Annotated in this window: 20 protein-coding genes; 16 read left to right on the top strand and 4 right to left on the bottom strand. The window is 62.0% G+C overall.

Annotated features, from left to right (window positions below; all coding sequences use genetic code 11):
• The first annotated feature begins 163 nt into the window (after nucleotides 1-163).
• From NCHU2750_RS04940 to NCHU2750_RS04890, 11 genes are all read left to right on the top strand, one after another.
• A complete protein-coding gene (locus NCHU2750_RS04940) occupies nucleotides 164-721 on the top strand; it encodes a hydrolase (protein WP_119939437.1) in 558 nt (185 codons plus the stop codon).
• Nucleotides 722-724: 3 nt separating this feature from the next.
• Nucleotides 725-1,858, top strand: coding sequence for an AbrB family transcriptional regulator (locus NCHU2750_RS04935; protein WP_245480335.1), 1,134 nt, complete (start codon nucleotides 725-727; stop codon nucleotides 1,856-1,858).
• Between the two features lie 181 nt (nucleotides 1,859-2,039).
• The gene (gene cysS / locus NCHU2750_RS04930) at nucleotides 2,040-3,437 is read left to right on the top strand and encodes a cysteine--tRNA ligase (protein ID WP_119939436.1); all 1,398 of its coding nucleotides are present in this window, start codon (nucleotides 2,040-2,042) and stop codon (nucleotides 3,435-3,437) included.
• 88 nt (nucleotides 3,438-3,525) lie between these two features.
• Complete coding sequence (locus tag NCHU2750_RS04925) at nucleotides 3,526-3,786, top strand: antitoxin (RefSeq protein WP_119942963.1); 261 nt, start codon at nucleotides 3,526-3,528, stop codon at nucleotides 3,784-3,786.
• A 17-nt stretch (nucleotides 3,787-3,803) separates the two neighbouring features.
• Nucleotides 3,804-4,202, top strand: coding sequence for a type II toxin-antitoxin system VapC family toxin (locus tag NCHU2750_RS04920; RefSeq protein ID WP_119942961.1), 399 nt, complete (start codon nucleotides 3,804-3,806; stop codon nucleotides 4,200-4,202).
• Nucleotides 4,199-4,720 carry a GFA family protein gene (locus NCHU2750_RS04915; protein ID WP_119939435.1) on the top strand — a complete coding sequence of 174 codons (522 nt, stop codon included), beginning with the start codon at nucleotides 4,199-4,201 and terminating at the stop codon, nucleotides 4,718-4,720. The genes NCHU2750_RS04920 and NCHU2750_RS04915 overlap by 4 nt, the downstream gene beginning before the upstream one ends.
• Nucleotides 4,717-5,220 (top strand): GFA family protein, encoded by a 504-nt coding sequence (locus tag NCHU2750_RS04910; RefSeq protein WP_119939434.1) that lies wholly within the window; start codon nucleotides 4,717-4,719, stop codon nucleotides 5,218-5,220. The genes NCHU2750_RS04915 and NCHU2750_RS04910 overlap by 4 nt, the downstream gene beginning before the upstream one ends.
• A complete protein-coding gene (gene pip, locus NCHU2750_RS04905; RefSeq protein WP_119939433.1) occupies nucleotides 5,217-6,176 on the top strand; it encodes a prolyl aminopeptidase in 960 nt (319 codons plus the stop codon). The genes NCHU2750_RS04910 and pip overlap by 4 nt, the downstream gene beginning before the upstream one ends.
• A 194-nt stretch (nucleotides 6,177-6,370) precedes the next feature.
• On the top strand, nucleotides 6,371-7,987 hold the full coding sequence (cimA, locus tag NCHU2750_RS04900; RefSeq protein WP_119939432.1) for a citramalate synthase: 1,617 nt from the start codon (nucleotides 6,371-6,373) through the stop codon (nucleotides 7,985-7,987).
• Between the two features lie 55 nt (nucleotides 7,988-8,042).
• Nucleotides 8,043-8,378: a type II toxin-antitoxin system RelE/ParE family toxin gene (locus NCHU2750_RS04895; RefSeq protein ID WP_119939431.1), complete on the top strand. Its 336-nt coding sequence runs from the start codon at nucleotides 8,043-8,045 to the stop codon at nucleotides 8,376-8,378.
• Nucleotides 8,375-8,692, top strand: a complete 318-nt coding sequence (locus NCHU2750_RS04890) for a helix-turn-helix domain-containing protein (RefSeq protein WP_119939430.1) — start codon at nucleotides 8,375-8,377, stop codon at nucleotides 8,690-8,692. Before NCHU2750_RS04895 ends, NCHU2750_RS04890 begins: the two co-directional genes overlap by 4 nt.
• 281 nt (nucleotides 8,693-8,973) lie before the next feature.
• Here NCHU2750_RS04890 and NCHU2750_RS04875 read toward each other — a convergent pair whose 3' ends face one another.
• Together NCHU2750_RS04875 and NCHU2750_RS04870 are read right to left on the bottom strand one after the other, a co-directional pair.
• Entirely contained in the window at nucleotides 8,974-9,555 is a 582-nt protein-coding gene (locus NCHU2750_RS04875; RefSeq protein ID WP_119939429.1) for a hypothetical protein, read from the bottom strand.
• Between the two features lie 182 nt (nucleotides 9,556-9,737).
• Nucleotides 9,738-10,733 (bottom strand): alpha/beta fold hydrolase, encoded by a 996-nt coding sequence (locus NCHU2750_RS04870; RefSeq protein ID WP_119939428.1) that lies wholly within the window; start codon nucleotides 10,731-10,733, stop codon nucleotides 9,738-9,740.
• A gap of 142 nt (nucleotides 10,734-10,875) precedes the next feature.
• Here NCHU2750_RS04870 and NCHU2750_RS04865 point away from each other — a divergent pair, with 142 nt between their 5' ends.
• Nucleotides 10,876-11,784 carry a LysR family transcriptional regulator gene (locus NCHU2750_RS04865; protein WP_119939427.1) on the top strand — a complete coding sequence of 303 codons (909 nt, stop codon included), beginning with the start codon at nucleotides 10,876-10,878 and terminating at the stop codon, nucleotides 11,782-11,784.
• Here NCHU2750_RS04865 and NCHU2750_RS04860 read toward each other — a convergent pair.
• Entirely contained in the window at nucleotides 11,781-12,407 is a 627-nt protein-coding gene (locus tag NCHU2750_RS04860; protein WP_119939426.1) for a pyridoxamine 5'-phosphate oxidase family protein, read from the bottom strand. The genes NCHU2750_RS04865 and NCHU2750_RS04860 overlap by 4 nt on opposite strands.
• Nucleotides 12,408-12,726: 319 nt before the next feature.
• On the opposite strand from NCHU2750_RS04860, the gene rarD reads away from it, so the two are divergent.
• Nucleotides 12,727-13,638 carry an EamA family transporter RarD gene (gene rarD / locus NCHU2750_RS04855; RefSeq protein ID WP_119942959.1) on the top strand — a complete coding sequence of 304 codons (912 nt, stop codon included), beginning with the start codon at nucleotides 12,727-12,729 and terminating at the stop codon, nucleotides 13,636-13,638.
• Nucleotides 13,639-13,660: 22 nt separating this feature from the next.
• Nucleotides 13,661-13,990 (top strand): DHCW motif cupin fold protein, encoded by a 330-nt coding sequence (locus NCHU2750_RS04850; RefSeq protein WP_119939425.1) that lies wholly within the window; start codon nucleotides 13,661-13,663, stop codon nucleotides 13,988-13,990.
• A 60-nt stretch (nucleotides 13,991-14,050) separates the two neighbouring features.
• Here NCHU2750_RS04850 and NCHU2750_RS04845 read toward each other — a convergent pair whose 3' ends face one another.
• Nucleotides 14,051-14,668 (bottom strand): LOG family protein, encoded by a 618-nt coding sequence (locus tag NCHU2750_RS04845; protein WP_119939424.1) that lies wholly within the window; start codon nucleotides 14,666-14,668, stop codon nucleotides 14,051-14,053.
• A 174-nt stretch (nucleotides 14,669-14,842) separates the two neighbouring features.
• Here NCHU2750_RS04845 and NCHU2750_RS04840 point away from each other — a divergent pair, with 174 nt between their 5' ends.
• Together NCHU2750_RS04840 and NCHU2750_RS04835 are read left to right on the top strand one after the other, a co-directional pair.
• Nucleotides 14,843-16,573 (top strand): LysM peptidoglycan-binding domain-containing protein, encoded by a 1,731-nt coding sequence (locus tag NCHU2750_RS04840; protein WP_119939423.1) that lies wholly within the window; start codon nucleotides 14,843-14,845, stop codon nucleotides 16,571-16,573.
• A gap of 561 nt (nucleotides 16,574-17,134) precedes the next feature.
• A complete protein-coding gene (locus NCHU2750_RS04835; RefSeq protein ID WP_119939422.1) occupies nucleotides 17,135-17,803 on the top strand; it encodes a hypothetical protein in 669 nt (222 codons plus the stop codon).
• The last annotated feature ends 59 nt before the right edge of the window (nucleotides 17,804-17,862 follow it).

Genomic DNA, 17,862 nt, shown 5'->3' with positions numbered 1-17,862 from the left:
AGAAGTTATGCGAGACACCCCTCGCATAACATGCTGCAGACCTCTCGTCATCCTTTCGTCAACCTGCCGTCTGCATCATGCCGTTTACCGCATCCCCTTGTGCATACCGTTGCGCATCCCCTTGCCTTGTCCGCATCTGGAATCCGACCTAGAAAGGCCCGTCATGCTCGCACTCGACCCCAAGACCACCGCCCTCGTGCTTATCGACCTGCAGAAGGGCATCCTCGCGATGAACACCGCGCCGCATGCGAGCGCCGACGTGCTTGCCAAGGGGCGCGCGCTTGCAGAGACCTTTCGCAAGGCGAATGCGCCGGTGGTTCTCGTCAATGTCGATTTCGGGCCGGATTTCGGCGATGCGCCGCGCGGACTGACCGATGCGAGCGCTCCGCGTAACTATCCGGAAGGCTGGACGGAACTCGACGCAGAGCTGAAACAGCCGGGCGACCTGACGGTGACCAAGCGCCAATGGGGCGCCTTCCATGGCACAGATCTCGACGTCAAGCTTCGCCGCCGCGGCATCCAGACGATCGTTGTCGGCGGCATCGCCACCAATTTCGGCGTCGAATCGACGGTGCGTGCCGGCTGGGAGCATGGCTATAACGTTGTCGTGGTCGAGGATGCCTCGACCGGCGTTTCCGCCGAACTGCACGACATGGCGTTCAAATTCATCTTCCCGCGGATCGCCCGCGTCACCACGACTGCGGACCTTACCCTTGGATGACCGATGGCTGACCAACTGATGTCCGACGAACAGGAAACACGTGCCGGCTGGCAGGACCGCCTTGCGGCCCTGCCAGCCACGGTGCGCTGGGTGATCCTTGCCATAGGCTCGCTGATCCTCGGCTGGCTGCTGGAACTGATGAACCTGCCGGCCGCCTTGCTGCTCGGGCCTATGGCGATGGCCATCATCATGGCCTTGTCAGGCATGAGTTTCCGCCTGCCGAAGGTGACGTTCAGCGCCGCCCAGAGCGTGATCGGGGTGATGATCGCCTCCAACATGCCGCCGTCGATCTTCTCCGAGCTGGCGCATCAGTGGTATATTTTCGTGCTGGGCATCCTGGCCACCGCCTTTGCAGCGCTGGTGCTCGGCGTGATGATGGTCAAGGCGCGGGTCTTTCCCGGCACGACGGCGATCTGGGGTTCCTCGCCGGGGGCCGCATCCGTGATGGTGCAGATGTCGGAATCCTATGGCGGCGACATGCGGCTCGTCGCCTTCATGCAATATATCCGCGTTGTCTGCTGCGCGCTGGTGGCAACCGTGGTTGCCCGCCTGTTCGGCGTGACGCCGGCGGCTGCCGAGGCGATCGACTGGTTTCCGGCGCTTTCCGTATTTCAGGTGTTGCTGACGCTTGCGGTCGCCTTCGCTTCCGCTTGGGTGTTCATGCAGATCCGGCTGCCGGGCGCGCCCCTGCTCGGCCCGATTGCCGCCTGCCTGGCACTGAAGCTTCTGTTCGGCATGCCGCTGGTGCTGCCGCCATGGCTGCTTGCTCTCTCCTATGCGCTGATCGGCTGGTCGATCGGCGGACGCTTTACCCGCCAGGTCGTTTCCTATGCGGCGCGCAATTTCTTCCGGGTTCTGGCCTCGGTGATCGGGCTCATCGCCATCAGCGGCGTGTTTGCCGTCATCCTGGCGCTTGCGACCGGCGTCGATCCGCTGACGGCCTATCTTGCGACCAGTCCGGGTGGTGCCGATTCGGTAGCGATCATTGCCGCATCGACCAATGTCGACGTGCCATTCGTCATGGCCATGCAGATCGGCCGTTTCCTGTTCGTGGTGCTGACCGGGCCGGCGACGGCGCGCACCGTGGCAAAGCGCATGCTGGGCCATGAGGCCCGGCCGGCCGAGCAAGGGTCTTGACCAAACCGACCGCCCGCGCCATAACCCAGACCATGAAAACGACGATTTCCATTTGTGGGAAGATTATCCGCTAGCGTTCGCGCTGGTCCGGCCGTTTTCGTCTCTCGAAAAGCCTTGAAGACAAACGCTCCGGTCCGGTACCGGTCGCGGCATGCCGTCAGGACACTGGGAGAATTTTTCGATGAGCGTCACGCTCAAGCTATATAATACCTTGATCCGCGAGAAATCGGCCTTCCAGCCGATCGATGCCGACAATGTGCGCATGTATGTCTGCGGACCGACGGTCTATGACTTCGCCCATATCGGCAATGCCCGCCCGGTGATCGTGTTCGACGTGCTGTTCCGGCTCTTGAAGCATGCCTATGGCGACGCACATGTCACCTATGCCCGCAACATCACCGACGTCGACGACAAGATCAACGCGCGGGCGCTGCGCGATTTTCCGCATCTGCCGCTGAATGATGCCATCCATGCGGTGACGGAAAAGACGGCGAAGCAATTCCATGCGGATGTCGCCGCTCTCGGCTGCCTCGAGCCGACAGTCGAGCCGCGCGCCACCGACAATATTGCCCAGATGATCGACATTATCGAAAAGCTGATCGCCCGCGGCCATGCCTATGTAGCCTCCGGCGAAGTGCTGTTCGACACGAAGTCGATGGCCGATTACGGCCAGCTTTCCAAGCGCCCGCTCGACGAGCAGCAGGCCGGCGCCCGTATCGCGGTCGACGCGCACAAGAAGAACCCAGGCGATTTCGTGCTGTGGAAGCTCTCCTCCGACAGCGAACCCGGCTGGGAAAGCCCTTGGGGCCGCGGCCGTCCGGGCTGGCATATCGAGTGCTCGGCGATGAGCGGCCGCTATCTCGGCGAGGTGTTCGACATTCATGGCGGCGGGCTGGACCTGATCTTCCCGCATCATGAAAACGAGATCGCCCAGTCCCGTTGCGCCCATGGCACCGAGGTGATGGCGAATGTCTGGATGCATAACGGCTTCGTGCAGGTCGAAGGCCGCAAGATGTCGAAGTCGGACGGCAATTTCATCACCATCAACCAGCTTCTAGAGACAGACACGTTCGGCGGCCGCAAATGGCCGGGCGAGGTGCTGCGTCTTGCCATGCTGATGACCCATTATCGCGAGCCGATCGATTTTTCGGTGAAGCGGCTGGAAGAGGCCGAGCGGCTTCTGGCCAAATGGCCGGCCGTCGATGCCTCCGACATTCCGGCCGGCACCGCCCCCTGCCCGATCGTGCTCGATGCGCTTTGCGACGATCTCAACACGGTTGCCGCCGTGCAGCGCATCCATGCGCTGGCGCAGGAGGCCAATGCCGACAGGTCGCTTCTGCCGATGTTTGCCGCGAGTGCCGCCCTTCTCGGTGTGCTGCCGAAAAAGACTGAGGTCGACGATGCACTTGCCGGTGCGGTCGATGCGCTGGTTCAGATGCGGCTTGAAATGCTGAAGGCGAAGAACTTCACCGAGGCGGACAAGATCCGCGACGAGCTTTCGGCCAAGGGCATCCAGTTGAAGGACGGCAAGGATGCCTCGACCGGAGAACGGGTGACGACCTGGGAACTGAAGCGGTAGCCGGTGATGCGGCAAGCCTGTTGCTTCAGGCTTGCCGCTTTGGGGCCTGCCGCCCTATGCTTTCAACCGAGGCGTGAAGGAGGACGACATGAGTGCAGAGCATCACGTAAAATTCTTCCGCAATGGCGGTGCCCAGGCGGTCGTCATCCCGGCCGAATTCGAAATGGCCGGCGAGGAAGCCGTCATGCGCAAGGAAGGCGACCGGCTGGTGATCGAGCCGGTTGGTCAAAAAGATGACTTTCGCCAATGGCTGGCGAGCATCGAGCCTTGGGATGAGGAGTTCCCTAACGTAGACGAAGATCAGCCTCCGATGAAGGAGAGTGACATCTTCAAGGATGTCGACCGGTGACAACGGCTTGGCGCTACATGCTCGACACAAATATCGCCTCGGAGCTCATCCGTCGTCCAGACGGAATGGTTGCACACCGCATGTTTGACATGCGTGCACTGTGCTGCATCAGTAGCCTGGTTGCTTCGGAGCTTCGTTATGGTGCGGAGAAAAGAGGCTCATCGAGACTGAAAGCGCTGGTCGAAGCCCTGATCCAACGACTTGCGGTCGCCCCCTACGAAGAGGCCTCGACATTCCACTACGCCGCGATCCGCAACGATTTGACGATGAAGGGCGCACTGATTGGACCGGTGGACCTCTTCATCGCCGCCCATGCCCGCTCTCTCGACCTGACGCTCGTTACCAACAATATCCGCGAGTTTTCCCGCGTCGAAGGCCTGAAGGTGGAGAACTGGCTGGAAGGGACGGCACCGTGACCCATCACCTTCATACCGGCGGCTGCCAGTGCGGCGCGATCCGTTTCGTCATCGAGGGCAAGCCGAAAGAGACGTCGATCTGTCACTGTCGCATGTGCCAGAAGGCATTCGGCGCCTATTATGCGCCGCTCGTCTCGACACGCGGCGCGACGTTCCGCTGGACGCGCGGGGCGCCCAGCTATTTCCAGTCGTCCAATCACGCCAGACGCGGGTTTTGCGGCAATTGCGGCACGCCGCTTTCCTATGAGGCAGCCGACGGCATTGCCGTCTCGGCCGGGGCGCTGGACGATCCGTCTGCTTTGCCGCCGTCGATACAATATGGCGTCGAGGCGAAGGTGCCCTTCGTCGATCATCTCGGCGCATTGCCGGCGCATGAAACCATGGACGATATCGCGGAAGCGCCCTTCCTTGCCGATCTCGTCTCCAACCAGCATCCCGATCACGAAACAGAGACATGGCAGCCCGTCGCCTCGACCAAGCCGGTCAGGGATGGCGCCACCAAGGAGGACGATGCATGAGCGAGACGGTGACTTCAGCAACCGACAGAGCCGGCGGCTGCCAGTGCGGCGCGGTGCGTTTCAGGACCCATGGCGCGCTCGGCCGTGCCTCGATCTGCCATTGCCGCATGTGCCAGAAGGCATTCGGCGGCTTTTTCGGGCCGCTGGTTTCCGCGCCACCCCAGGGGCCCGACACCGGCATCGAATGGACCCGCGGCGAGCCGACCTGGTTCCAGTCCTCGGTCAATATCGACCGCGGCTTCTGCAAGCGCTGCGGCACGCCGCTGACCTATCGCCATCCGGGCGGACTGGAGCTTGCGATCGGCGCCTTCGACAATCGCGACGATCTCATGCCGAAGATCCAGGTGAATTTCGGGAGCCATATTCCATGGGTGACGGAGATCTTCGCAGCCCCCATCCGCCCGGACAGCGAGGATGTGCTGAACCAGGAGCAGATCATCTCCTTCCAGCATCCCGACCACGATACCGAACATTGGCCCGAGAAAGGCTTGCATCTGTGACCGACATCTTGCGCACGCTCTACCCCGTCTCGACACCTTACGACACCGGCAGGCTCGATGTCGGCGATGGGCATGTGATCTATTTCGAACGGCATGGCACGAAAGGCGCCAAGCCGGTCGTCTTCCTGCATGGCGGACCAGGCGGCGGCATCACATCGATCCAGGCACGACTGTTCGATCCGGCGCTTTACGACATTCTTCTGTTCGACCAACGTGGCTGCGGGCGCTCGACACCGCATGCCGGTCTCGACGCCAACACGACCTGGCATCTGGTCGCCGATATCGAACGGCTCAGGGAGATGGTCGGTGTCGACAAATGGCAGGTATTCGGCGGTTCCTGGGGCTCGACGCTGGCGCTTGCCTATGCCGAGACGCATCCCGAACGCGTCACCGAACTTCTGCTGCGCGGCGTCTATACGCTGACCAGGCCGGAGCTCGACTGGTACTACCAGTTCGGCGTCTCGGAAATGTTCCCCGACAAATGGGAGGCCTTCGTTGCTCCCATTCCGGAAGAGGAACGCCACGAGATGATGGCCGCCTATCACCGCCGCCTGACCGGCAGCGACAAGGCGCAGCAGATCGCCTGCGCCAAGGCGTGGAGCGTGTGGGAGGGCTCGACGATCACGCTTCTGCCCGACCCGCAGCTTGCATCGAACCATGACGAGGATCATTTCGCGCTGGCCTTCGCCCGCATCGAGAACCATTTCTTCGTCCATGACGGCTGGCTGGAAGACGGGCAGCTCCTGCGCGATGCGGTCAAGCTGCAAGGCATTCCCGGCGTCATCGTGCATGGCCGCTACGACATGCCCTGCCCGCTCAAATATGCCTGGCAGTTGTCGAAGGTCTGGACGGATGCCGATTTCCACATCGTCGAGGGCGCCGGGCATGCAGTCTCGGAACCCGGCATCACCGACCGACTGATCCGGGCGACGGATGGGTTTGCGGGGAAGATTTAAGACCAACAATAAAAGTCCCCTCCCAACCCTCCCCACAAGGGGGAGGGCTTAACCCGGCCGATCCGCCGAGGCTGAATTTGGGTAGGCGGCTGATGCGGGTTTTCTCCCCCCTGTGGTGGGGTCCGAAGGACGCCGGCAGGCCAGAGGGGGACTTTTTTGAACGACCAAATGAATTGCTCTGGGAGGAGAACACCATGGCACGCGACCGCATCTATCTCTTCGACACCACGCTGCGCGATGGGCAGCAGACGCCAGGCGTCGATTTTTCGGTCGAGGACAAGATCGCGATTTCGGCCATGCTCGACGAATTCGGCATCGACTATATCGAGGGCGGCTATCCCGGCGCCAATCCGACCGATACGGCGTTTTTCCGGGAGAAGCGCACGGTGCGGGCCAAATTCGTCGCCTTCGGCATGACCAAGCGTGCCGGCATGTCCGCCTCCAACGATCCGGGGCTTTCCGTGCTGATGCAGGCCAAAAGCGATGCGACCTGTTTCGTCGCCAAAAGCTGGGATTATCACGTCAGGGTCGCGCTCGGCTGCAGCAATGAGGAAAACCTCGCCTCGATCCGTGACAGCGTCGAGGCGGCCAGGGCCGCCGGCAAGGAACCACTGGTCGATTGCGAGCATTTCTTCGACGGCTACAAGGCCAATCCCGATTATGCGCTGGCCTGTGCCCGCACCGCCCATCACGCCGGCGCCCGCTGGATCGTGCTGTGCGATACCAATGGCGGCACCCAGCCGCATGAGATCAAGACGATCGTCTCTGCCGTCATCGACGCCGGCATTCCCGGTTCGTCGCTCGGCATCCATGCACATGACGATACCGGACAGGCGGTCGCCAATTCGCTTGCCGCCATCGAGGCCGGCTGTCGGCAGGTGCAAGGCACGCTGAACGGTATCGGCGAGCGCTGCGGCAATGCCAATATGATTACCTTGATCGCCACCCTCTGTCTGAAGGAGGCCTATGCTTCCCGTTTCGAGACCGCCATCGACCCGGATCGGCTGTCGGGACTGACGAGGCTGTCGCATTCCTTCGACGAGTTGCTCAACCGCTCGCCCAACCATCAGGCGCCCTATGTCGGGGCGTCCGCCTTTGCCACCAAGGCGGGGATCCATGCCTCGGCGCTGCTCAAGGATCCGCGAACCTACGAGCATGTGACGCCGGACAGCGTCGGCAATTTCCGCAAGGTTATGGTGTCGGACCAGGGTGGCAAGTCGAACTTCATCAATGCCCTCAAACGCCGTGGCATAGAAGTCTTGAAGGACGATCCGAAGCTCGACCAGCTGATCTCGATCGTCAAGGAACGGGAAGCGTCGGGCTATGCCTATGAGGGGGCGGATGCGAGTTTCGAACTGCTCGCCCGCCGCACGCTCGGCACCATTCCGAGCTTCTTCGATGTCGACGGGTTCCGGGTGATGGTGGAGCGCCGCTTCGACAATTTCGGACGGGTGAAGACCGTCTCGGAAGCGGTGGTGAAGATCGTCATCGATGGCGAGCCGCATATGTCGGTCGCCGAAGGCGAAGGTCCGGTCAATGCACTGGACCTCGCGCTCCGCAAGGATTTCGGCAAATACCAGAACGAGATCGACGACCTCGTTCTGGCCGATTTCAAGGTGCGTATCCTGAACGGCGGCACGGAAGCGATCACCCGCGTGCTGATCGAATCCACCGATTCGAGCGGGGTGCGCTGGTGGACGGTCGGCGTGTCGGAAAACATCATCGACGCTTCGTTCCAGGCCTTGATGGACTCGGTCATCTACAAGCTGATGAAGAACCGGGAACTGGCGGGGAAGATTGCGGCGGAGTGAGGAGTACTCGCGAATCCACTTGCAAACGAATTGTCAGATATGACAACATTGCAGCATGAGGGAGATCGCTTGGATCAAGGCGGCATTGAAGGACTTCGGAACATTTCCCGAAGCCGTTCAGGAACGCATGAAGGATGCGCTCGCGATCGCCAGTTTCGGACAGAAGGCAGATATAGCCAAGCCGATGAAAGGCTTGGGGCCGGGCGTGTTCGAGATCGCGCTGCCATACCGCTCAGACGCCTACAGGGCCATCTATGCTGTACAGTTGGGTGATGCGATCTGGGTCGTTCATGCCTTCCAGAAGAAATCGACAAAGGGCATTGCAACGCCCCAGAAGGAAATCGAGCTGATCAATACCCGGATCAAGCGACTGAAGGAGATGCTGGGATGACCGAAGACGACTTCGACATTGTCAAAGGCAGCGGCAATATCTACGCCGACCTGGGGGATCCGGATGCAGACACGAAGCTGATGAAGGCCCAGCTTGCAGCGGAAATCATCGCGACGCTCGATCGCCGCAGGCTGACGGCGCGCGAAGCAGAAAAACTTGTCGGCGTCACGGCGGCCGATCTGTCCCGCATTCGCAATGCTGATCTCGGTCGTTTCTCCATCGATCGGCTGGTCAGGGTGTTGAATGCGCTTGACCGGCGTGTGACGGTGAAGGTGAGCCGGATGCCGTCACCAGGCAGCACGGCTGCGGCTTAGAGCCTTCCCTGGTTAAATTGAAACGCTCTGTTGGCTCAAGCGGAGTCGCATAGTCGACCGGCCGGCGCGCGTCGTAGCCAAAGCTTACGGCCAAGCCGGCCGGTCGATCAGGCGGCCCGCTTCAGCCAACCCGAAGGGCCGGGCATCTTTCCGCCAGCGCAAAGGCGATCGGCTCGGACGTACCGCAGGGTATGCCCGTCGCCAATCGCCTTTGCCCTGTCGAAAATCTGCTCCGGCAGAGCGCTTCAATTTAACCAGGAAAGGCTCTAAGCGTCGCACCACTATTTCCGCAGCACATCCGCCAGCGAGGCGACGGCGATCGAGACCGTCGTATAGGCGCGGTACCAGTCGGGTGAGCGCTTGCCGATCTCCAGCAGGCGCTGTTGGGTGGCGTCCAGCGCCTTGAATGCGTCGGCCTTCGTCGCGTCGTAGCTGCCGGCCTTGGTCGGGGTGTAATAGCGGCGCGCCTTGAAACGCGGATTGGTGCCCGGATCGACTTCCAGCCTGTCCCTGTCGGTATCGGCATCGGCGTCGATGATCGGTGCAACCGCCGCCGCACCGGCCCTCAAGGCTTCGCGCATCGGGCCATAGTCGCCGTGATAGGGCGCACGCCGCGATGTCAGTTCCAGCCCCTGACGGATGCAATCCAGCCGATAGACGGGAGACCCCGCCATGCATTCAGCTCGCACAGAGGCGAGATCGCGGACAATGCTCTGGGTCATGAGATCGTTGAGGGTCTGATCATAGACCGAGGTACCGCTCGGATCGTCGAAACGGTCGTTTTTCGCCTGGGTTGGAAGCGCAAGAGACAGCACCGCTGCCGAGGCTATCGCGACAACAGACAGAATATTTCGGTTACCCATTGCCCACCCTCACGGCGACTGCCGCTTTCACACCGAACCCACATGGCCCATCCTATCTGCCATATGGGTGCGCGTCAGGATAGAACAATCGCAGTCTGCCGCTTCGACGGCTGAACCGACTTCGGGCGGCACGATATGTGCCGCCCTCTCATTTCCCGATGGCCCCTCCTCAGCGCGAGCCCCTATCGCTTCAACAGCGTCCGGTCGAGGAAATCGTTGATCAGCGGCGCCATTTCGTCGAGCTTGTCTTCAAGGGCGAAATGGCCGGTGTCGAGCATGTGGATCTCGGCCTTGGGCAGGTCACGCAGATAGGGATGGGCGCCCACTTCCGGGAAGATCTTGTCGTTCTTGCCCCAGACGATCAGCGTCGGTGGCTTACGGTCGCGGAAGAAGGCCTGGAACTGAGGATAGAGCGGCACATTGGTGCGGTAGTCGTAGAGCATGTCGAGCTGGATGTCCCTGTTGCCGGGCCGGTCCAGCAGGGCCTGGTCCTGCAGCCAGTTGTCGGGGCTGATGCGCGAGACGTCCTTGACGCCATCGGTATACTGGAACTTGGTTATATCCAGCGTCACCAGCTTAGACAGGGCGTCGCGATCCTTCGTTGCGCCGCTTGCCCAATAAGTCTTGATCGGGTCCCAGAAGGCTGCCAGCCCCTCTTCATAGGCATTGCCGTTCTGGACGACGAGCGCCGAGACGCGTTCCGGATGCTTGAGCGCCAGCCGATAGCCGACCGGAGCGCCGTAATCCATCACATACATGGCATAGGTCTTGGCATCGATCTGACCCAAAAGATCGTCGATGATGTCGGTCACATGGGCGAAGGTATAGGCGAAGGCGGTATGGTCCGGCGCGTCGCTCTGGCCGTAGCCCGGATAATCCGGGGCAATGACTCGATAACGGTCGGCGAGAAGCGGGATCAGGTTGCGGAACATGTGCGAGGACGTCGGAAAGCCGTGCAGCAGAAGCACGACCGGGCCATCCTTCGGGCCGGCTTCGCGGTAGAATATCTTCACGCCATCGACCGTCGCATAGCGATAATGGACGACGACGGGCGCAGGCTTTGCCGTCGCGACCATGTCGGCGGCGGCGGCCGGTGAAGAAATGCTTGCAGTGGCGGCAAGCGACAGGGGCAGCGCCAACGGAAGCGCCAGGGCAAGAGCGGTCAGCAAGCTTTTCATTTCGGTTCTCCAAGTGGTTGAAATTAAACAAGCGGTTGACATTAAAATCGAAACTTCCGACGCTGACGCAGGGCGCCTGACCGTCGGCATGCAAGCCGGCTGAGGGCGCAGTCGCGCCGGACGGCCGGAAACAGGGAAGGCAATGGACCGCATAGAAGCCATGTCGATGCTGATCGAGGTTGCCGACAGGGGCGGCTTTTCCGCCGCCGCCCGGTCGCTCAATGTCCCGGTCACGACGCTGACCCGTAAAATCTCCGATCTCGAGACGACGATCGGCGCCCGGCTTCTGATCCGCAGCACCCGCAGGATCGAACTCACCGATGCCGGCGCCACCTATCTGTCCGCCGCAAGGCGGATCATCGACGCGGTGAAGGAGGCCGAACGGGAGGCCGCGGGCGAATTCACCGTGCCAAAGGGCCGGCTCGTCATCACCGCGCCGATCCAGTTCGGCCAGTTGCATGTGCTGCCCGTGGTCACCGACTTCCTGGCCCGTTTCCCGCAGATCGACATCCGCCTCATGCTTCAGGACCGAAACCTGCAACTCATCGACGACCATATCGACATGGCGGTGCGGATCGGCCGCCTTCAGGACAGTTCGATGATCGCCACCGCGATCGGCTCGGTGCGCATGGTGGTCTGCGCCAGTCCCGGACTGCTTGCCATGCACGGCACACCGTCCACGCCGCAGGATCTCGCCCGTTTTCCTGCAGTCACCATCGACGCGCCGCTATCCCAGCCGGGCTGGCAGTTCCGCGATCCGGGAGACCGCTCCATCCTGGCGATCCCGCCCCTAACCCGCCTCTCGGTCACCACGGTGGAGGCGGCGGTCAGGGCTGCCACCCGCGATGCCGGGATCATCCGCCTGTTCCATTACCAGGTCGCCGATGCGGTGAAGGCCGGCGCGCTTTCCATCATCCTCGAAGAGCATGAAACCGATCCTTTCCCGGTCAACCTCATCCATGCATCGAGGGGCCAGATGCCATTGAAAATGCGCAGCTTCCTCGACTTCGCGCTGCCTCGCCTGCGCGCCGTCTTCCCGATCGGCAGCTAGGCGGTTCCTCCCGCTGCACTTGCCCGCAATTCAGCATTTTCCGCCTCCAGCTGGCGCAGCCTCTCCTGCAGTGGCCTGACGGCTTCGGCCACCTCGCGTTCGTTGAAACGCGGTGTGATGTGCTGCGGGCAGTTCCAGTCGAAGGCTTCGAGGCGAAGGCGAAAGATCCGCTCGGCCCTGCCCCGGTAGTTCTTGTCGGTCACCAGTTCCGCCAGAGCCGGATCGGCATCGACCGCAAGCTTTTCGACATGGGCATAGATCTTCAGACGGGCGCGGTGCGGATAATCCATCAGGAACAGGCAGGCGCGGTCGTTGGCGGCCAGATTGCCGGTCGAGATATACTGGCGATTGCCGCGATAATCGGCGAAGGCAAGCGTGCGGTCGTCGACCACCTTGAGGAAACCCTCCGGGCCGCCGCGATGCTGGACATAGGGCCAGCCACTCTCGGAGACCGTTGCCATGTAGAAACTGTCGCGGCTGGCAATGAAGGCCTGTTCGCCCGCGGTGAACCGGTCCATAGCCCGATCGCCGGCAAAATCGGTCCACATGTGATCGACGCCCATTTCCGCCTGCACGGCCCTGACGCTCGGGGTAGAGGCTATATCGAGAAATCCGTAGGACATGATCGCTCTCCGCAAGATGGAAGTGGCAGGAAGGGGCCGAGGGCTCGGTGCGCTTCCGTTTCTGCAGACCAATATGCCTTCTCCATTCGAAGGCGATAATCCTGCGAAAGCAGAGATCATCTCTCCGAAAAATGGGGAGATCGGACCGACGTCGATCATCACCGAAAGCGCCGACGAGGAATGCGCCGCCGGATTGAGCTCATGGATGAGTTATCTCAATGCGAGGTTCACCGAATTGAATTGGTGGGCCGTCACGCAATCCTGTATTGCGGCAGGACAACCAAAACAGAATGCCGGAAACACCGCAGGAAACGCGCCCATGGCCACCGACAATGCCAGCCCCGCCGCGACCAACGAGGACACGCCGCGTGGCTTCGCCTTCGGGCTGACAGCCTATTTTCTCTGGGGATTCCTGCCTTTCTATCTGAAGGCCATCGGGCATCTTCCTGCCATGGAAGTGCTGGCGCACCGGGCGATCTGGTCTGTGCCGGTCGCCGGGGTGGTCCTGCTTCTGCTTCGCCGGACGCAGGATGTCGGGGCGGCGCTGAAGAACCCGCGCATGCTGGGCATGGCCTGCGTCACGGCGACCTTCATCACCGCCAACTGGGGCATCTATGTCTGGGCGGTCGGCTCCGGCCACGCGCTCGATGCGGCACTCGGCTATTTCATCAATCCGCTGTTCAGCGTCTTCCTGGCGGCCGTCGTGCTGCGGGAAAAGCTTCTCCCACTGCAGATGGCGGCGATCGGGCTTGCGGTCGTAGCCGTCGCCATTCTCGCCTGGGGTGCAGGCGGGCTGCCCTGGGTATCGCTGGCGCTGACCTTCACCTGGGGCATCTATGCGCTGCTGCGCAAGACGCTGCCGATCGGCCCGAACCAGGGCTTCTTCCTTGAAGTGCTGCTGATCAGCATTCCGATGCTGCCCTATGTGATCTGGCTCGAAGCGACAGGCCAGGGCCACTTCCTCGGCGGGACGACCTTCGACACCGTGATGCTGGCGCTTGCCGGCGTCGTCACCGCCGGACCGCTGATGATCTACGCCAATGGCGCCAAGCTGTTAAAGCTCTCGACCATCGGCATCATGCAGTATATTGCTCCAACCCTGATCTTCCTCGTCGCCATCTTCGCCTTCGGCGAACCGTTGAGCACGATCAAGCTTGCGAGCTTCGTGCTGATCTGGGCGGCGCTCGTGCTTTATACGATTGCCATGCTGCGCCAGCTACGCGGGCGCTAGATATTCAGGACGGAGCGATTCCATGCAGATGTCAGATATTCCCTTCGGCACGACCGACTGGTCGGACGTGGAGCCGACGGAGCACAAGGGCGAAACCGGAACCTCCACCTGGCGGACCCGCAATTTCGGCTCGATCCGGGTGCGCATGGTCTATCATTCGCCGGGCTATCTCGCCGACCACTGGTGCGAGAAGGGGCATATCCTGCTCTGCCTCGAAGGCGAATTGCATACGGAACTCGCTGACGGGCGCGTGTTCACGCTGAAGCCGGGCATGAGCTACCAGGTGGCCGACAAGGCCGAGCCGCACCGTTCCTATACCGAGACCGGCGCCAAGCTTTTCATCGTCGATTGAGTGTGGCCGGCTGAGAATGCGCCGCCCGTCCGGCGGCGCACCATCCCTGAAATATTTCCGTTACAACCTTGAAATAACAGCGTCTTCGCCCTTCGACGAAGCGGTGATCTCGTCGCGTTCGATGATCGCCGGCACGATGTCGTCCACGTCCGGGATGATCAGGGGCTGAACCAGATTGGCGCGGTGGATGAAGCCTTCAGCGCGCATGTGATTGACGAGCGACAGCATCGGATCCCAGAAGCCGCCTATATTGGCGAAGACCATCGGCTTTTCGTGGCGGCCGAGCTGACCCCAGGTCATGATCTCGACGATTTCCTCCAGCGTGCCGATGCCACCCGGAAGCGTGACGAAGGCATCGGAGCGCTCGAACATCTTGTGCTTGCGCTCATGCATGTCCTTGGTGACGATCAGTTCGTTGAGCTGGCCCAGCGAATGGCGGGTCGCCTCCATGTCGACGAGGAATTCCGGGATAATTCCGGTGACCTCGCCGCCATTGGCGAGAACGCCGGCGGCCACCGCCCCCATGATGCCCTTGGTTCCACCGCCATAGACCAGCCGAAGCCCGTGTGCGGCAATCGATTTGCCGAGTGCGCGGCCGGCGGCGATATAGGCCGGATCGCGGCCCGGCTGGGAACCGCAGTAGACGCAGATGGATCGTATTGGCACAGTTTTCTCCATTGGGCATTTCAACTGGCGCGGAATGTGGTCCGCGTCGCGCAAAATTGACGGGAAAAGCCCGCAAGAGCAAGGCTTTATGGTGTGAAAAGCTTGTTAAGAAGGGTGGAACCGGCTAATCGGTAAAGTAGCGGAAGCATATGCCCCGTAACACATGGCCCCGTGAGGCGATAGACGATGAAGAACCGTGCCGGCTGGCTCGCATTGCTTGTACTTGCCATTGCATCCCTCCTGATGATCTTCGTCGTGATGCCGAGGCTCAACAAGGACGGAAAGCCTATCGGCGAGGCGATCAACGCGGCCGGAACAGCCGTCAAGGACGCGGTGAAAGAGGGCCAGAAGCCTGCGCCCACCACGCCGGAAGAGACCGCCAAGGCCGAACCGCAGGCGCCGTCTGCCGCCGCGCCAGCAGCCAACGCTCCGGCCGGCAGCGCTCCCGCGGACCAGGCCGCCTCCGTCAATACGCCGAGCTTCGACGTGCTGCGTGTCGAGCCTGACGGATCTGCCGTGATTGCCGGCCATGCGGCGCCCAATTCGACGCTCGAAGTTGCCAATGGCGATACCGTTTACGGCAAGGCCGAGGTTGGCCCGAGCGGCGATTTCGCCATCGTGCTCGACAAGCCTTTGCTGCCCGGCGACTACCAGCTGGTGCTGAAGGCCACTGGCAAGGACGGCAAGGTGACGACGTCCGAAGAAACCGCCACCGTTTCCATTCCCGCCGACAAGAGCGGCAAGCTGCTTGCCATGGTGAGCAAGCCCGGCAAGGCAAGCCGGCTGATCACCGTTCCGGAAGACGCCGGAAAGATCGCGCCGGCTGCCGATGGCAACACGGCCGCTGCGACGCCTGCTGCACCCTCGACGGCCCCAGCCGCCACCGGCTCGGCAACTGTCGGCTCGACGGATGTCGCATCCGCCGCCGGCTCCGCAGCCGCATTGGCGCAGCCCACCATGTCGAGCGAGTTGCAGATCTCCGCCGTCGAGATCGAAGGCTCTAAGATCTTCATCGCCGGCATCTCGCGTCCGGGGCTCAAGGTTCGTGGTTCCGCCGACGGCACCGTGATCGGGCAGTCACAGGCAGGCCAGGACGGCCATTTCGTCATCGACGGCAATGCCAACCTGACGGTCGGCGACCATCGCATCTCGGTCGAGACACTCGCTGCCAACGGCCAGGTGATCGTGCGCGTCGAGGTGCCGTTCAACCGGCCGGCGGGCGATCAGGTCGCGGCCATCGCCGCACCGTCGACGGCAAGCAGCGTTTCGGCCATCGATGGCGGCGCATTCGACAATCTGCGCAGCCAGGTCGCCAAGGCCTTCTCGCTGCTCAAGGGCCTCTATGACGGCGGCAAGGTGCCGACCCTGGAAAACATGGCGGCTGCCCGCTCGGCGACCGGTATCGCCCTGCAGTCACTCGCCGAATACCGTCTGCCCGCCGGCGCTTCGGTCAGCGCGACGGAGATCGTCGGCACGACCGGCCAGCGCGCGGCCGCAGCTCGGCAGGCACTCGATGCGCTTCCTCGCGAGGTGGCCGCCGTGGGTGCTGCCATCGACAAGCTGACGAAACTGATCGCTGATACGGTCGGCCCCGCATTTGCGCAGCAGTTCGGCGGCGCACCGCAGACCGTGGCCTCGGCCGATGGAACTGCCGGCGGCACGCGCACAATCGAACAGGCGCCGCTTACCCAGAGCGAGAGCAACTCGGTGATCATCCGCCGCGGCGATACGCTGTGGCAGATTGCGCGGCGCGTCTATGGTCAGGGCGTGCGCTACACGACAATCTATCTCGCCAACGAGGCGCAGATCGCCAATCCGGACATCATCCAGCCGGGCCAGATCTTTGGCGTGCCGGACCAGTTCCGCCCCGATTCGGAAGAGCTGCATCGCGAGCGGATGATGCACCACAAGGGTTGATATTCAGCCCCCTACAGGGATTGCGGCCGGCAGCTCAAAGCGAGTGCCGGCCGTTTTTCGTTTCAGAGCACGGTAAATTCATGTGGATCGCGGAGACGATTTCGAGCCCGGCAGGAAAATCTCCGCTTCGATTTCAGCCACTTGGCATTTTTTCCGCGGTCACTTTATCCCCGCGCTCAACGTCGATGCGATGATCGTGGCGTCATCGGATGGGAAACCGGGTCGCGAACCGGTCGTCATCTCCCGGCTCTGAAGGGCCCGGTTTCCGGTGATGGTCGCAACCGCGATCGAACGGGAACTGACACGTCCCCGACGATTTCGGAAAGCGGTCGGGGCAGGCGGAAAGCCTGACATACCAAACCCCAAGAATACCACCGCCTGCCCCTTCCCTACCGTTCACCGAACCGGCCATCGCCGGTGCGGCAAGAGCCGCGTGTGCAATCGCGCCACATCACAACTCCTGACTTGTGATCAGTTTCGCGCAGGACCGCCGTGAGAGGTTTCCGCCATTGGAAATACCGATTCTCTTCACGCCAAGCCGATATTCTTCGCGAGGACAAAATGATTTCCAGCATCAGTTCCACACGGCTCTGGACACCGCAAACAGCATCGACGGCCACTACGGCCACGCAGAACAATTCGGGCGAATCGGGAGGCAATGCATCGGGCTCCTCCGTTGCAGCACTCGCCGCGCTGACCTATGCCGATTCATCCGATGAGGACGACGATTACGGTTATGACGCGGATCTTTCCTCCGCGCTGGCCTCCGTGCAGCAGGCGATGGCGAGCGCGAAGGTAGAGGCGGACGACGACGGCTCGGTCGAGGACATGTCTTCTGCCGCCTTCATGAAGGCGGTGAAGAAGAAGATCGATACGCTGGCATCGAGCCCCGATACGGCGCAGATGGCGGCGACGATGCGGCAAGCCTTTTCGCAGGGCGAGCTTACCGTGACGAATGTCGAGGCCGGCGAACAGGTCGCCGCGTGGGATCCTGCCGCCGCCACCATATCGGATGGAGCGGGCGCGACATCCAACGGCGAGATCACCAGCGTTGCCTCCTCGCAATGGAGCAGTTTCCTCAGGAACGGGCTGGTGCGCGATTCTCACGGGCTCTATGTGCGCAACGCCGATTCCAGCCATATCGATAAGGCAACGGGCGACAGCGCCTATTTCGGCATGGTCGGCGACAACAACTATTATCTCAGCTGGCCGGCCGGTACCGCCGCGTAAGGTGGCGCCGCCGAAGACCAGGAACCTCTGCTTTCGCCGGAAAAGCAGGGCTCATGCAT

The organism is Neorhizobium sp. NCHU2750 (assembly GCF_003597675.1).
GTDB lineage: Bacteria > Pseudomonadota > Alphaproteobacteria > Rhizobiales > Rhizobiaceae > Neorhizobium.
Note: the sequence above shows the minus strand (reverse complement) of the source record. Positions and strands in the feature narration are given on the sequence as shown.

Coding starts and splice junctions, on each gene's coding strand:
- NCHU2750_RS04940 (WP_119939437.1), top strand. CDS start 164: ATGCTCGCACTCGACCCCAAGACCACCGCCCTCGTGCTTATCGACCTG.
- NCHU2750_RS04935 (WP_245480335.1), top strand. CDS start 725: ATGGCTGACCAACTGATGTCCGACGAACAGGAAACACGTGCCGGCTGG.
- cysS (WP_119939436.1), top strand. CDS start 2,040: ATGAGCGTCACGCTCAAGCTATATAATACCTTGATCCGCGAGAAATCG.
- NCHU2750_RS04925 (WP_119942963.1), top strand. CDS start 3,526: ATGAGTGCAGAGCATCACGTAAAATTCTTCCGCAATGGCGGTGCCCAG.
- NCHU2750_RS04920 (WP_119942961.1), top strand. CDS start 3,804: ATGCTCGACACAAATATCGCCTCGGAGCTCATCCGTCGTCCAGACGGA.
- NCHU2750_RS04910 (WP_119939434.1), top strand. CDS start 4,717: ATGAGCGAGACGGTGACTTCAGCAACCGACAGAGCCGGCGGCTGCCAG.
- cimA (WP_119939432.1), top strand. CDS start 6,371: ATGGCACGCGACCGCATCTATCTCTTCGACACCACGCTGCGCGATGGG.
- NCHU2750_RS04895 (WP_119939431.1), top strand. CDS start 8,043: ATGAGGGAGATCGCTTGGATCAAGGCGGCATTGAAGGACTTCGGAACA.
- NCHU2750_RS04890 (WP_119939430.1), top strand. CDS start 8,375: ATGACCGAAGACGACTTCGACATTGTCAAAGGCAGCGGCAATATCTAC.
- NCHU2750_RS04875 (WP_119939429.1), bottom strand. CDS start 9,555: ATGGGTAACCGAAATATTCTGTCTGTTGTCGCGATAGCCTCGGCAGCG.
- NCHU2750_RS04870 (WP_119939428.1), bottom strand. CDS start 10,733: ATGAAAAGCTTGCTGACCGCTCTTGCCCTGGCGCTTCCGTTGGCGCTG.
- NCHU2750_RS04865 (WP_119939427.1), top strand. CDS start 10,876: ATGGACCGCATAGAAGCCATGTCGATGCTGATCGAGGTTGCCGACAGG.
- NCHU2750_RS04860 (WP_119939426.1), bottom strand. CDS start 12,407: ATGTCCTACGGATTTCTCGATATAGCCTCTACCCCGAGCGTCAGGGCC.
- rarD (WP_119942959.1), top strand. CDS start 12,727: ATGGCCACCGACAATGCCAGCCCCGCCGCGACCAACGAGGACACGCCG.
- NCHU2750_RS04850 (WP_119939425.1), top strand. CDS start 13,661: ATGCAGATGTCAGATATTCCCTTCGGCACGACCGACTGGTCGGACGTG.
- NCHU2750_RS04845 (WP_119939424.1), bottom strand. CDS start 14,668: ATGGAGAAAACTGTGCCAATACGATCCATCTGCGTCTACTGCGGTTCC.
- NCHU2750_RS04840 (WP_119939423.1), top strand. CDS start 14,843: ATGAAGAACCGTGCCGGCTGGCTCGCATTGCTTGTACTTGCCATTGCA.
- NCHU2750_RS04835 (WP_119939422.1), top strand. CDS start 17,135: ATGATTTCCAGCATCAGTTCCACACGGCTCTGGACACCGCAAACAGCA.